Origin of the sequence: Tenacibaculum sp. MAR_2010_89, from assembly GCF_900105985.1 — a bacterium.
Lineage (GTDB): Bacteria > Bacteroidota > Bacteroidia > Flavobacteriales > Flavobacteriaceae > Polaribacter > Polaribacter halocynthiae.
On sequence record NZ_FNUB01000005.1, the window covers coordinates 1,969,674 to 1,983,768 of the forward strand.

The 14,095-nt window shown below is 27.6% G+C and carries 15 protein-coding genes; 8 read left to right on the forward strand and 7 right to left on the reverse strand.

Going from position 1 to position 14,095, the window contains the following annotated elements:
• Nucleotides 1-5: 5 nt before the first annotated feature.
• The 5 genes from hisH to BLV71_RS12150 all read left to right on the forward strand — a co-directional run bounded on the left by hisH (nucleotide 6) and on the right by BLV71_RS12150 (nucleotide 3,811).
• Nucleotides 6-587 (forward strand): imidazole glycerol phosphate synthase subunit HisH, encoded by a 582-nt coding sequence (gene hisH, locus BLV71_RS12130; protein WP_093870805.1) that lies wholly within the window; start codon nucleotides 6-8, stop codon nucleotides 585-587.
• 24 nt (nucleotides 588-611) lie between these two features.
• A complete protein-coding gene (gene hisA, locus BLV71_RS12135) occupies nucleotides 612-1,325 on the forward strand; it encodes a 1-(5-phosphoribosyl)-5-[(5-phosphoribosylamino)methylideneamino]imidazole-4-carboxamide isomerase (RefSeq protein ID WP_093870806.1) in 714 nt (237 codons plus the stop codon).
• The gene (hisF, locus tag BLV71_RS12140) at nucleotides 1,319-2,071 is read left to right on the forward strand and encodes an imidazole glycerol phosphate synthase subunit HisF (RefSeq protein ID WP_093870807.1); all 753 of its coding nucleotides are present in this window, start codon (nucleotides 1,319-1,321) and stop codon (nucleotides 2,069-2,071) included. The genes hisA and hisF overlap by 7 nt, the downstream gene beginning before the upstream one ends.
• Nucleotides 2,068-2,652: a bifunctional phosphoribosyl-AMP cyclohydrolase/phosphoribosyl-ATP diphosphatase HisIE gene (hisIE, locus tag BLV71_RS12145; protein ID WP_093870808.1), complete on the forward strand. Its 585-nt coding sequence runs from the start codon at nucleotides 2,068-2,070 to the stop codon at nucleotides 2,650-2,652. The genes hisF and hisIE overlap by 4 nt, the downstream gene beginning before the upstream one ends.
• Nucleotides 2,653-2,848: 196 nt before the next feature.
• The gene (locus tag BLV71_RS12150; protein WP_093870809.1) at nucleotides 2,849-3,811 is read left to right on the forward strand and encodes a fasciclin domain-containing protein; all 963 of its coding nucleotides are present in this window, start codon (nucleotides 2,849-2,851) and stop codon (nucleotides 3,809-3,811) included.
• Nucleotides 3,812-3,898: 87 nt separating this feature from the next.
• On the opposite strand, the gene BLV71_RS12155 is transcribed toward BLV71_RS12150, so the two are convergent.
• From BLV71_RS12155 to BLV71_RS12165, 3 genes are all read right to left on the reverse strand, one after another.
• Nucleotides 3,899-5,743: a PLP-dependent transferase gene (locus tag BLV71_RS12155; RefSeq protein ID WP_093870810.1), complete on the reverse strand. Its 1,845-nt coding sequence runs from the start codon at nucleotides 5,741-5,743 to the stop codon at nucleotides 3,899-3,901.
• A 109-nt stretch (nucleotides 5,744-5,852) separates the two neighbouring features.
• Nucleotides 5,853-6,401: a hypothetical protein gene (locus BLV71_RS12160; RefSeq protein WP_093870811.1), complete on the reverse strand. Its 549-nt coding sequence runs from the start codon at nucleotides 6,399-6,401 to the stop codon at nucleotides 5,853-5,855.
• A gap of 19 nt (nucleotides 6,402-6,420) precedes the next feature.
• A complete protein-coding gene (locus BLV71_RS12165) occupies nucleotides 6,421-6,759 on the reverse strand; it encodes a hypothetical protein (protein WP_093870812.1) in 339 nt (112 codons plus the stop codon).
• Nucleotides 6,760-6,850: 91 nt separating this feature from the next.
• Between BLV71_RS12165 and BLV71_RS12170 the strand changes: the two genes are divergently transcribed.
• Entirely contained in the window at nucleotides 6,851-8,002 is a 1,152-nt protein-coding gene (locus BLV71_RS12170; protein WP_093870813.1) for a class I SAM-dependent methyltransferase, read from the forward strand.
• Between the two features lie 4 nt (nucleotides 8,003-8,006).
• On the opposite strand, the gene BLV71_RS12175 is transcribed toward BLV71_RS12170, so the two are convergent.
• Nucleotides 8,007-9,518, reverse strand: a complete 1,512-nt coding sequence (locus tag BLV71_RS12175; protein WP_093870814.1) for a hypothetical protein — start codon at nucleotides 9,516-9,518, stop codon at nucleotides 8,007-8,009.
• 149 nt (nucleotides 9,519-9,667) lie between these two features.
• Here BLV71_RS12175 and yiaA point away from each other — a divergent pair, with 149 nt between their 5' ends.
• A complete protein-coding gene (yiaA, locus tag BLV71_RS12180) occupies nucleotides 9,668-10,147 on the forward strand; it encodes an inner membrane protein YiaA (RefSeq protein ID WP_093870815.1) in 480 nt (159 codons plus the stop codon).
• 306 nt (nucleotides 10,148-10,453) lie between these two features.
• Entirely contained in the window at nucleotides 10,454-11,377 is a 924-nt protein-coding gene (locus BLV71_RS12185) for an EamA family transporter (RefSeq protein WP_093870816.1), read from the forward strand.
• Here BLV71_RS12185 and BLV71_RS12190 read toward each other — a convergent pair.
• From BLV71_RS12190 to BLV71_RS12200, 3 genes are all read right to left on the reverse strand, one after another.
• Nucleotides 11,352-12,167 carry a DUF1853 family protein gene (locus BLV71_RS12190; RefSeq protein ID WP_093870817.1) on the reverse strand — a complete coding sequence of 272 codons (816 nt, stop codon included), beginning with the start codon at nucleotides 12,165-12,167 and terminating at the stop codon, nucleotides 11,352-11,354. The two genes, BLV71_RS12185 and BLV71_RS12190, sit on opposite strands and share 26 nt — an antisense overlap.
• Before the next feature lie 4 nt (nucleotides 12,168-12,171).
• Nucleotides 12,172-12,675: an OmpH/Skp family outer membrane protein gene (locus BLV71_RS12195; RefSeq protein ID WP_093870818.1), complete on the reverse strand. Its 504-nt coding sequence runs from the start codon at nucleotides 12,673-12,675 to the stop codon at nucleotides 12,172-12,174.
• Nucleotides 12,676-12,763: 88 nt separating this feature from the next.
• Nucleotides 12,764-14,092 (reverse strand): glycoside hydrolase family 25 protein, encoded by a 1,329-nt coding sequence (locus tag BLV71_RS12200; protein WP_093870819.1) that lies wholly within the window; start codon nucleotides 14,090-14,092, stop codon nucleotides 12,764-12,766.
• Between the last annotated feature and the right edge of the window lie 3 nt (nucleotides 14,093-14,095).

The following is a 14,095-nucleotide window of genomic DNA, read 5'->3' on the forward strand; positions in this document are numbered from 1 at the left end:
TTAATATGATAGCAATTATAAAATATAATGCAGGTAATATACGATCTGTACAAAATGCAATTACGCGTTTAGGCTTTGCCAGTATAATAACTGATGATGCTGAAGAAATAAGAAAGGCTGAAAAAGTTATTTTTCCTGGGGTAGGTGAGGCAAGTTCTGCAATGGCGTATTTAAAAGAAAGAAAATTAGATGAGGTTTTAATTTCTTTAAAGCAGCCAGTGCTTGGTATTTGTTTAGGATTACAGCTTATGTGTACTTTCTCTGAGGAGGGAAATACTAAGTGCTTAGGTATTTTTGATACAGTTACAAAGCAATTTCCACCTTTAAAAAAAGTACCTCATATGGGTTGGAATAATTTTTCAGAAATAAAAGAATCTAAGGTAGTTGAAAATTTGAATGAATTAGATGATGTTTATTATGTACATGGTTATTATGCAGATGTATGTAGTGACACAGTTGCTAGTTGTAATTATATACTTCCTTTTAGTTCTATAATGCAGAAGAATAATTTTTATGCAATGCAGTTTCATCCCGAAAAATCAGCTAGCGTTGGAGAAAAATTATTAAATAACTTTCTAAACATTTAAAAAATAACCGTTAAATAAAGAAAAATGAGAATTATACCAGCTATAGATATTATTGAAGGAAAATGTGTACGTCTTACAAAAGGAGATTATGCAACAAAAAAAGTATACAATGAAAACCCAGTTGAGGTAGCAAAAGAATTTGAAGACAGTGGTATTCAATTTTTACATTTAGTAGATTTAGATGGAGCAAAATCTAATCATATAGTAAACTATAAAATTTTAGAACAAATAGCTTCAAAGACTAATTTGAAAATAGATTTTGGAGGAGGATTAAAGTCTGATGATGATTTACGTATAGCTTTTGAAAATGGAGCTAGTCAAATAACGGGTGGTAGTATAGCTGTTAAAAATCCAGATGTTTTTATAGGATGGTTAACTAAATACGGAAGTGATAAAATTATTTTAGGAGCAGATTGTAAAAATAGAAAAATAGCAACACATGGTTGGTTAGAAACTTCAGAGGTGGATGTTGTTGATTTTATTAAAGAATATGAGGAAATAGGAATGAAGAATGTCATTTGTACTGATGTTGCTAAAGACGGAATGTTACAGGGAACTTCTAATGTTTTGTATAAAGAAATAATAAAAGAAACGAATGTAAATCTAATAGCAAGTGGAGGAGTTTCATCTATTAATGATTTATTAGTATTAAAAGAAATGAAATGTGAAGGAGCTATTTTAGGAAAAGCAATTTATGAGGGGTACATAACCTTAAAAGAATTAGAGCAATTATGTTAAAAAAACGAATTATACCATGCTTAGATATTAAGAATGGCAGAACAGTGAAAGGAGTCAACTTTATAGATATTAAAGACGCTGGAGATCCTATTGAATTAGCGAAGCAATATGTAAAAGATGGTGCAGATGAGTTAGTGTTTTTAGATATTACAGCTACCGTTGAAAATCGTAAAACATTAGTAGAATTAGTTGAACGTATTGCTGAAGAAATTAATATTCCTTTTACTGTAGGTGGAGGAATAAGTTCAGTAGATGATGCGTTAGTTTTAATTAAAGCAGGTGCTGATAAAGTGAGTGTAAATTCATCCGCAGTTAAAAACCCACAATTAATTACAGATTTAAAAAACCGTTTCGGAAGTCAATTTGTAGTTGTTGCTATTGATACTAAATATGTAAATGAAAAATGGAAAGTATTTACAAAAGGAGGTAGAAATGAAACTGAATTAGAAACAATTTCTTGGAGTAAAGAAATAGAAAAACTTGGAGCCGGAGAAATTTTACTAACCTCAATGAATAGTGATGGAACTAAAGCCGGATTTTCAATTGATATAACAAATTCAGTTAGTAAAGCTGTTAATATTCCTGTTATTGCTTCAGGAGGAGCAGGAAAAGAAGAGCACTTTAAAGATGTGTTTACAAAAACTGAAGCTAGTGCAGGATTAGCTGCCAGTATTTTTCATTTTGAAGAAATACCAGTGCCAAAACTTAAACAATATTTAAAAAAACAAAATATACCAGTACGATGAATATAGATTTTACAAAAGGAGATGGATTAGTTCCAGTTATAATCCAAAATAATTCCACATTACAAGTTTTAATGCTGGGGTATATGAATAAAGAAGCTTTTTTGAAAACTAAGAAAGAAAAAAAAGTTACATTTTTTAGTAGAAGTAAAAATAGATTATGGACTAAAGGAGAAGAATCTGGTAACTTTTTATTAGTAAAAGATATTCAAATTGACTGTGATAATGATACCATTTTAATAAAAGTTGTGCCAGAGGGGCCAACTTGTCATAAAGGAACGACTTCATGTTTTGCTGAAGAAACGTCAAAAGGCTTTTTATATGAATTAGAAAGAATTGTAAGTAATCGTATAGATAATGATATAGAAACGTCATACACTAATAAGTTGTTTAAAAGAGGTATTAATAAGGTAGCTCAAAAAGTAGGAGAAGAAGCTGTAGAGCTTGTTATTGAAGCAAAAGATGATAATGATAGTTTGTTTAAAAATGAAGCGGCTGATTTACTATATCACTTTGTAATTTTATTAAAGGCAAAAGGTTTTACATTACTCGAAATTGAAGATGTTTTGAAGAAAAGAAATTAATGTTTAACTTTTTTTATTGTTTGTTAAACAAAAAATCGTATATTTGGATAACGCTTTTAGAAATCTTAATCAAAGCGTTATTTTTTTAGCTAAATCAATTTTGTTTAGCTTTTTTGTACAAATGTTAAACAATGTCTAAATTAACCGAAAAAAGACATAAAAAAAAGAGTAGGTATTAATGTAAAATCTATTAGAAATGTTTACTAAAAATTTTAAAACTGTTCTAACACTTAGTTTATTATTGTGTCTTTCATCTTTTACTTCATGTAGCGATGATGATGTAATTGATGAAAAACAAAAAGATATTGTTGAATTAGCATCTGCAACTTCAACATTAAGTACTTTAGTTTCTGCTGTTCAAAAGGCAGGCTTGGTTGATGCATTAAAAGCTGATGGCCCATTTACCGTATTTGCTCCTACAAATGATGCTTTTCAAGCATTGTTAGATTCTAACAGTAGTTGGAATTCATTGGATGATATTCCTGTTGAAACCTTAAAAACTGTATTAATGTTTCATGTACTAACCTCAAAAGTTAAATCAACAGATCTATCAAATGTTTATGTAAATACATTGGCTACTGGTCCGAATGATGAAAATTTATCATTACAAGTTGAAACAACTGGAGGTGTTGAATTTAATGGAGACTCAAAACCTGTTACAGTAGATGTGGAAGCTAGAAATGGAGTAGTACATATTATTGATAAAGTAATGTTACCTCCAAATGTTGTTACATTAGCATTAAATAATTCAGGTTTTACTAATTTAGTAACTGCTTTAACGGATAGTAGGCATACAACTGATTTTGTAACTGTTTTGAAGGGAGATGGTCCTTTTACCGTTTTTGCACCTACTAACAGAGCTTTTGAAGAATTATTAGCCACTAATTCTTCTTGGAATTCAATTGGGGATATTCCAATAGCTACTCTTGATGCTGTATTAAAATATCATGTTGTTAATGGAGCAAATGTTCAGTCTAAACAATTAACGAATAATCAAGAGGTAACAATGCTATCAGGAGACAAAATAACGGTTGACTTGTCAAGTGGTGCAAAATTGAAAACAACTAGCAATCAATCAGTAGTTATATCTTCAACTGATGTACAGGGAGCAAATGGAGTAATTCATGTAGTTGATAGTGTTCTTTTACCTGCAAACTAGGTTTGTAGTAATTAATATTTAGGGATTAAAAACTGTCTAAAAATAATTTTTTAGACAGTTTTTTTGTGAAATGATAATATGTAAGATTTAGATTTGGTTAACAAAATCTAAAAAAACTTTTTTATGACGTTCAAAATCTAAATTAGATGAAAGTGCAACACGAACAATATAGTCTTTGTCTCCTTCTTTAGTTGTCCCTTGAGTTGAGGTTGCAGGTATTGTCCAGTAGCATCCTTTTAATTGACCATAACTTACACAAAATTTACTTTCATTAGGGATTTCAGTGATCATTAAATTTATTAATTTAAGATTTAAAGCCCTTTTGTAAGTTTCTCTTTCTTCATCAGTATTTCCTTTTGTTGGAAGATCTAATGAAAAAACAGAAGGGGTAAATCCACTTTTTGCTAATTCTTCTGACACAAAATTTATTTTTGCATCTGGTAGATTTTCTTTTATGAAGTTTACAAATTCACGAGTATATTTATAAGCATCATGAATTCTTTGATTCATAGTTGGCAATTGTTTTGCTAAGATTTCCATTTGAAGGTTTGTAGCTTCATTATCACAAAGGCGTAAATGAAAATCTATTTTTTCCATTAAAGCTTCCGATTTTTTATTAGCAACACAATATCCAGCTGTACATTGACCACCACTAGGGAATTTAGATCCGCTAACATATGATATAGTTTTGGTAGATGCAAGTATCTCGTTTTCACCTAAAAAATGAGTGTTTGGGCAAAATGTTTGATCTAAAATAAAAACAGGATCAATAGCAGTCTCACCAGTTGATGTAGTTCGTTTTTTATTTAAAACATTTTTCAATTCTAATAAATCAGGTACTTCAACTCTAGGGTTTGTAGGGATCTCTGCTATTATATAAGGAACAGCGTTTTGGTTTGCAATTTCTTCTAAAACAATATCAATACTTTTAACCATGTCATTACCACCATCAACAGGTAAGTCCATTACTTCAACATCATTTATACATGTAGCAACTCTTCTAGCTTGATCATTAGTACCTCCATAACAATTTGGAGGTACAATTATTTTAATAGCTTTTCCTTTATGATTTTCAACAGCGTCATGAATTAGTCCCATTACAATAGCATATTGCATAGAAAGACCACTTGAAGCAACAACAGCTTTGGTGTTTGCTCCGGTAATTTCTTTAATTGAGCTTAAAACACTTGATTTAGTTATATCAATGTTGTTTGTATTACTGCTAGGTACTTTTAGGTTTAAAAGAGACTTTAAAGCATGAAGAGTATTAGCAGGTGTCATAGCTATAGTTTCTCTTCTTCGAACATGTTGAATTTCTGAAATATAACTTTTGTTATCATTGCCATTTACAACTAAAATGCTTCCTAAATTATCATCGATGTTAATAAAGAAGTCAATATTAGAAGTAAGATTGAAATCACATATTTTGTTTTGTTGAGAAATAAAAATAGTACTTCCATTAAACTCTAACACTTCGTTAATATTTTCAAATTTTATCAACTCAAATTGATAGCCATATATATCTTTTACTATTTCAGTATCAAAAAAATCTGGTAGTTTACCAGTGTAAATTATTCGAGTATTTTTTTTTGCTAATAAGTTTTTTCTTAGAATAGCTAAAACAGGAATAGTTTTAGATGAAAAAGAAATAACATTTTCAGCATCTAAATTATTTAGGTTTGCAATAGCCCATTCAAGTAAGCAAGATAAAGGATGACCTAAGCGTATATAATCAAAAGCAGTTGGTAGCTCGCTTAAAGCTATTGAGTTCGCGTCGTTTTTTTCATATAAAGCCTCAAATTGTTCTAAAAATTGAGTTTTAGCTAATTTTTCTTCGTAAATATCTAGTCGATGTGTAGTTAAATTAAGCCAATCAGTAGGCATGTTTTCTACTACATCTTTAATATAATTTAGCATTTTATTGTCTTGCATAATTGTTATCTTAAGATAGGTTTGCAAGATACGTTAATTAGAAATTTTTTAAATAATTTTTAAGACGTTTAGTTATATATTAACAGTTGATAAATTAGCGTAAATATTTTTATGCTTTTTTTAAGCTTGTCATTCTATTATTTAATTTCTGAACAATTATCCTACCTAGTTTCTTTGCTTCCTTTCCATCTTTTCCCTCAATTAAAAAACTGAATATTTCAATTTTAGATTTTGAGTTTATTAAATATAAAGTTATATTTTGGTAGTAAGTGTTTGTTTTTGATTTAGTGTACTCACGATATTGAGTCATTTTTATTTTTATGTTAGAATTTAAAGTAAAACATTGAGTTTTTAATTTATGGTTAAATTTAATTTCTTCTTTTGTAATTTTAATATAATTAGAAGTTTGATCAATAAGAGTTAATAGAGAAATAATAAACATTATTCCTCCTAATAAACCTCCTAATATTATTGAAAACCAGTCTGTAGATTTAAAAATTGAAACATATATTATAAATATGCCCCCCAAAAAAATTAAAAGAACACCAATATTAGATTTATTTGAAACTTTAAATACAGATTTGATTATTAATTCTTTTTGATTTTCAATTAATTTAATGCTAGCTTTATTCAAGATTGAATTTAATTCAGTATTCATAAAGTGTATTTATACTTTATTATTTTAAACTTTTTCCCCATTGGCGGTAGCCAACACTTAATTTACCATCATTTAGTAAACCTATCCCAATATCAGTTGTAGTATTATTATTTATCCATGTTAAATAATAGTACCCAGCTTGAAAAGAAATAATTAACTCTAATTTTGGTGATTTGACTCCGTTTATATCTGTATATTCAATTTCAAAAGTACCTTCAAACCTATTTAAGGTGTTTAGTTTGGTTATTCGTGTACCAATACCAAATCCTTTATTGATATTTTTATTCTCAGAAAAAATCCATTCAGCTTTAATACCAGATTTTGTTTCGGTATAAATAACACAGCCAATATCGTTCATGATTTTCTTTTTATTTAGTAAGTAAATATAACCTTATTTTTAGTGTCCTTGTCTGGTGTTTAATTAGAAACATATTAACTATTTTTGCATCATGAATGAATTTCAACAATTAAGAGATACTTTAAGTCAAAGCATTTTAAATGCTAATTTTGTGAAAATGACTTTAAGTAAGCCAATAAAGAAGAGTGATGGGTTACCAAATGTATATATAAGATTAGTAAAAATAAAAGGTGCAGAAGTTTTACAATTCACATATCATTATACTACAAATGATAAAGTGAAAAACTATACAATAACTGAAGCTTTGTCTGAATTAGAAATTTTATTATTAGATAATTTTAGAGCTGCAACGTTATTTACTTTAAAAAATGATTTATTAGTTTTTATTTCTAAAAAGAAAAAAGTTTCATATAAACTTAATGCCCCAAGTTTTAAAAATAAGTTACCAGATACTCACGATAAACCGAAAGAGCGTCTAGCAGAGGCAGGTAAGTATTTACAGTATTTAGGTATCACTGATAAAGAAGGGAAGGTCATTCATAAAATGGCAGACAAGTATCGTCAGATAAATAAATATTTAGAAATTATTGAAGGCCTTTTAAAGTCAACTAAATTACCAAAGCATATTAATATTGTTGATATGGGTTCAGGTAAAGGGTATTTAACATTTGCTTTGTATGATTATTTAGTGAATCAGAAAAAGTTTAATGCTACTGTTACAGGAATAGAGTTACGTAATGAATTAGTAAATTATTGTAACGATGTAGCAAGGAAGAGCGAATTTAAAAATTTATCATTTGTAGCACAACCAATTCAGGAGTATGACAATAATAAAATTGATATTTTAATAGCGTTACATGCTTGTGATACAGCAACTGATGATGCTATTTATAAAGGATTGTTAGCAAATGCTGAATTAATTATATGCGCACCGTGTTGTCATAAACAAATTCGCCAACAAGTTAAAGGTAAAGAACAAGAAAGTCCACTTTTAAAATATGGAATATTTAAAGAGCGTCAATTTGAAATGGTAACTGACACAATTCGTGCGTTAATTTTAGAGAAAAATAATTATAATACTAAAGTATTTGAATTTATAAGCAATGAACATACACGTAAAAATGTAATGTTAGTAGGGAGTAAATCATCTAAAAAGATTGATAGTTCTAAGATAGAATCTAAAATATCAAGTTTAAAAAATACCTATGCTATTGAAAAGCATTATTTAGAAACATTATTATAATCAACTATTCTAGTTTAATTTGTTCAATTAAATTTAGAGTACTAATAAATATAGGTTGTTGGTTCATTTTACTTTTTAGCCAAGCATAGAAGCTCATAACAAAAATATCTTCTTGTTTAGCTCCAATAAACTCAAATGAACTTTCAACTTTATTAAAAAAATCTTTTGTAGTAATAATTTGGGGGTTTTTATAATAAACTTCTACAAGTTTTAAAAAATTGATAACTCTAAACTGTTGTATGTTTTTTAAATAAGTATAATGTTTTCTTTTGAAACTTAATAGTCTTGATTCAAATACATCAATTTTTCTTAATTCTAGGTGTAATAAGATTTCGATTAGGTTTTTCTTTATTGTCCATTCAATTCCATTTTTATCAATATACCATTTATCAGAGTGGTAGAATTTTGAAAATAATTGACTTGCTTTTTTTAGTTGATTGTTTTGAAAATAAAACATGATCAGACTTAGATGAACATCTAAAGCAGTTTTAGTTTCGATATTTTTTTTGGTGATGACATTCTCTAAGATTTGTATGGCTTCACTTTGATTATTAGTGTAATTCTTGTTTAAAGCAAAAAGAAGTAAATAGTTAAACTTAAAATTGTTGTAGTACTTTTTTTTGTTTAATAGCATATAAGTATGCATGAGATTTAAATAATAAATAGATTTTTCAAAATTTTTATTTCTAAATAAAGTATTTGCTATTAGGTAAAGTATTCTGATATGATAAAATAGTTGTTTATTATTTTCTTTTTTGTTTTCTAGTTTTTTATAAGTACTTATTAAAAATGATTCTACTGATATAAAATCTTTAGTAGCAAAAGCAGAAATGCTAACTATAGTTATTAGTTGATATAATGATTTAAATGACATTGAGTCGTTAATACTAATATTATGCTCTTTAAAAATAGAACTAGTTATTGTTTGAAAGTCTAGAAGGTTTCCATTTTTCTGATTAACTTTTTTTAAATTTTGTCTAATTTTAGCATATACTATATTTAACTCTTCTTGAAGAAGCTGATTTTTCTGGTTCTCTTTAAAGGAATCAATTATTTCATTAATGTTAATGGTTGGAATTGTGTATGCGTATTGTATTTTAGTGTGATATATTTCAGTTAAAATTGTAAAAAGTTGAAACTCTCTTGCTACTAGTTCTGCTTTATCTAGTATTTTATATGCTGCTTTATAATTTTTATGCATAAAGAAATCTCTAGCTACTAAAATATATTTTACTAATTGTATGTCAGTTGAATTCTCACCTTGTAATTTATTGGCGGCAATAAAATCAATTAAAGAGTTGTATAATCTTTGTTTAAGTGTATAATAAGCATCTTTTTTTAAGCTACCATATAATGTTTCACAAATAATCTTTGTAGAAGTTTCACCTTTTAAGATGAGTTTAAACAAATCAACATTCTTGGTGTCTTTTCTCTTGTTCTTTTTTTCTAAAAAAATAATAAATTTTTGCTGTTCATCGGTAGAGAAAGAAGAAATTATTATTTCGATATTAGACATTATATAGTTGGTTTAATTTTTATTTTTCTCTGTAAATATAAGGTTAATTGTAATTTTTACGTAGAATATATCATTAGTTTTTGTGTAATTATGTTTTTTTTATAATTAGATCAATTATCATTTTTGTAGCATATTTAAAAATAAAAAACATGAACAATCAAGTAGAAGGTTTTGAAGATAAAAACAAAACAAAAAGAAAGAAAGAGAAAATAAATGAGGTATTTAATCAAAAGCCAACATCAGCTTTTATCGGTGCTTCTTGGTCAGTATTATTAATAGGTATTTCTGCTTATTGTATTGGGTTATGGAATGCTGATATGAAGTTGAATGAAAAGGGGTATTATTTTACAGTATTATTGTTTGCTCTTTTCTCTGTTATTTCTGTACAAAAATCTGTAAGAGATAAGTTAGAAGGGGTTAAAGTGACTGAGATATATTATGGAATGAGTTGGTTTACAACTATTACTTCTATTGTTTTATTGGTGATTGGACTTTGGAACGCTGAGTTATTGTTGAGTGAGAAAGGATTCTATGGTATGTCTTTTACTTTAAGTCTTTTTGCTGCTATATCAGTACAAAAAAACACAAGAGATATAGAATATATTAAAATAAATTCACAAAATGAATAAAGAAGCGAAGATATTTACCTTATAATAAATCGCTATATGATTAGCTTGTAAAAGTTAAAATTAAAAAGAGGCAGTCCCCCCGGATTACCTCTTTTTTTTTCAAACTAACTACTAATTTATTTACTAAAAATGAAAATTAAATTTTAAATTATAGTTTAAAGATATTATAGATATGTACTAAAAGAATTGCTTTTTAGTTAAAGGAACCAAAAGTGTAGATGAATGATTAATTTTAATAAGTGAATAAAAAAAATCTAAGGATTAAAGTAAATAAAGCAGTACATTTATCTACGTAACAATAACTTCATGAAAAAATCAACATTATTAATAATACTAGCGTTTTTCTCAATTTATGTAATTTGGGGATCTACTTATTTGTTTAATAAAATTGCTGTAGCTGAAATACCGCCTTTTTTATTAGGTTCTATGCGTTTTACTTCAGCAGGTATATTAATTATGATTATAGCGAAAGCTATGAAAAAACCATTGAAAATAACCAGAAGCCAATTTTTAAACTCAACTATAGCTGGTTTTCTTTTTTTAGTGTATGGGAACGGTGTTTTTGTTTGGGCGTTAAGATATGTAGATAGTGGTTTTGCTGCTTTATTAGCTTCAACACAACCATTATTTGTGTTGTTTTTAATGCGCTTAATTGATGGTAAAAAAATGCAAAGAAAATCAATTATAGGAGTTGGTTTAGGGGTTTTAGGTATGTATCTATTGGTAAGTCAACAAGAGGTTTCAAATACAGAAGGAAGTATTTTGGGGATTTTTATGATTTTTAGCTGTGTACTTAGTTGGAGTTATGGTAGTGTTTTTGTTTCTAAAGCAGATTTACCTAAAAACTTTTTTGTAAGTACAGGGTATCAAATGTTGATAGCTGGTTTTTTATTATTTGTAGCTAGTTTAGTATTTGGAGAAACTTGGAATCCGCCTACTAACTGGACTTTTAAAACTCAAATATCAATGGTACTTCTTATTATATTTGGAGGTATTGTAGCATTTACGGCATTTAATTATTTATTAAAATCTGTTTCTACAGAAAAAGTAGCCACATCAGCATACGTGAATCCAGTTATAGCATTGTTTTTAGGATGGTATTTTTTAGATGAAGAATTAACAACACAATCAATAGTTGCTTCTATTATATTACTTACTGGAGTTTATTTTATTACTTCAAGGAAAAGAATAGCAAAACTTAAAGTTACCACCAAACCACAAAAAATTTAATTAATTCACCATTACTTTTTTTTAACCAACAAAGAGGCGAATTTTGTTCTGACATAAATATTGTTAGTTCTTGTAAAAATGACGAATGTGTATGCCAATTAACATTCGTATGAGGTATAATAAGCCAATCGTGTTTTTTGGGAATAAAAAATTTACAATCTGAAAATTGAAATAATTCTTTTGTAGAACAATAAAAACCATTAATACATTGATTGTTTATTAGTAAATATTCTTTCTTTATGTCTTTAATAGGAACAAATAGTTGTGCTTTAAAATATATTTGCTGTTTAATTTGATTAATAGGTAGACTTAATTGAGCTAAATATTTTTTACACTCTTCAGAGTAGAGTAGAGGTAGTTGTTTTTCTTTGAGTTTTGTTAGTTTTTGGTATAAAGAATCATTTCTGTTAGGGCCAATCCAATGGTAAATGTCACTCGATCCTTGAGAAGAGTCATATAAATAGAATTTATATATTATTTCTAAATGAATAGGTGTGTTGTTTTGAGTAAGTAAACAATCTAATTCTCCACGGGTAATTTTTTCTCGTTGTATTTGAATGTTTTCTGCAAGTATCTTAATCGAATCTTTTTGTTCTAATTCGAAAGAAACAAACCGTTCTACTAATTTACCGAGCCTAAGTTTCTTTTCAATGGTAGCAGAAAAAGAACTTGTGTTAGAAGTATTACTTTCAAACTGCATCAAATCAAAAACACCTTTTCCATGCCATAGAAAAGGTGTTTGTATAAATCCTTCGTATTGTAATTGCAAATCTTTCGATTTTTGATGCATAAAATTATTCTTTAATGCCTAGTTTACTTAATACTAATTTAGTAATGTCATAACGATCGTCAATATAAGCAAATTCATTTCCATTAGTGGTTAAAACTTGACTATAACCATTAGCTTTAGCTACTTCTTTAACAATCTCATTTAACTTTCTATATAGTGGGCGCATATATTCATCACGGCGAAGTTGCATCATAGTGCTACCGTTTTTACGGAACTTTGCCATATCTTGTTCTATAGCTGCTAATTCTTGAATTTTTGTCTTTCTGTCATTATCAGTAATGGTTTTTTCTACTTTTTTAAAAGCTTCTATTTTTGATTGGTAAGTTTTAGCTTTTAATTGAAAAGAAGAGTCTAATTCTTTACTGTAATTTTCAAGTCTTTTTATAACACTTTTCATTTGAGGCATTTTACCAATAATTAAATCGCTATTAACAGTACCTACTTTAGTTTGAGCACTAGCTAATCCGATAAAAAAAATAGTTATAAAAAAAGTGATTTTTAATTTCATGTTTTCTCGTTTTCAGCAAATATATAAAAGTGAGTGAGGTAGTAATCTAAAAAATAGTTAAAAATTTATTTTAATGAATATAAAACCATTAATTTTTCTTTTGATTAAGTACGTTTAAGTCGGTTAAAATTGAGTTAACTTTAAAAGAAGAGGTTTTTTGCCAAAGTAACCAGCCTTTGTCTTTCCAAACATTTGGTACTTTGGGTTGTTTTTTAGAATCATAATCAGCTACCCATAGAGGATATCTGCTAAAGAGTTTATTAGTTAAGTATTCGTTGGCATAATAATAGCTTGAATATATTATAGGGCGAACTCCTGATAAATTTTCAAGATGGGTAATAAAAGCTAGTAAATTTTTTTGAATAGTGCTTGCATTAGGAATAGAGTTGGTACTCCCACTTTCAATATCTACTATTGGAGGGAAATCGTTAATATTTCTATCTTTAATCCTACTCCAAAAATACTCAGCTTGTTTTACAGGTGAATCTTCAATGATGAAAAAATGGTAAGCTCCTCTTTTTAGATTCATTTTTTGTATTCGTAACCAATTTAATCGAAACATAGGGTCAGTTAAAGTTAAACCTTCTGTAGCTTTGCATATAACAAATGAAAGACTATCAGGAAGAGAGTGGTTTAAAACATTTCCATTCCATCTTGAAATATCTATTCCGTATTTTTTAATAGCAACTTTAGTTGGAGTAGTTATTATTGGTTTTTTATGTGGGATTATGGAATCGTACTTTTGTAGTAATTGTTGTGTTTTTTTGTGATGATGAGTGAAAAATAAGCCTGTTAAACATAGTAGTAAAAAAGCGGGTATAAGGCTTAGTAAATGAAACTTATGAAAAAAGTTTGTTTTTGGTTTAATGATTTCTTCTGTTTGAGGTTCAAAAGATTTTATAAGCTCAAAAATACGATCGGATATTAATAGTTTTCCAATCATGTTTTTAATAATGAAAAAACTATCATTAAATTCAATTCCTTTATAAAGTACTACACCGTTTTTATTTTTAATTTCTTCAGGTTTTATGCTATGTAAACCTTCATTATTTAAAACTAATTTTTTGTTTTCAATTCTAGGGTTAATAAACTCATCACTTATAAAGCTTACTCGTTCTCTTACATAATGATTATTTCTGAATATAGAAATATATCCATGTGAATCTAAATAATTTAATACAGTAACAAACTGACTAAATTCTTGAATGGCAGTTTTTCTTTTGTCAACATCATCAAAAATTTCAACTGATAAAAAATACATTGCGTATTGTTCATTTAGTTGTATAATAATTGCTTTACCTTCAGATTTGTTAAAGAAGATTTTTTCCAAGATGTTTTTTACATCAGTAATCTCATTAATAGGAGACTTACTAATTTCTTGTATAATTTTCTTTTCAAAATCATTAAAAGTTTTCATTTA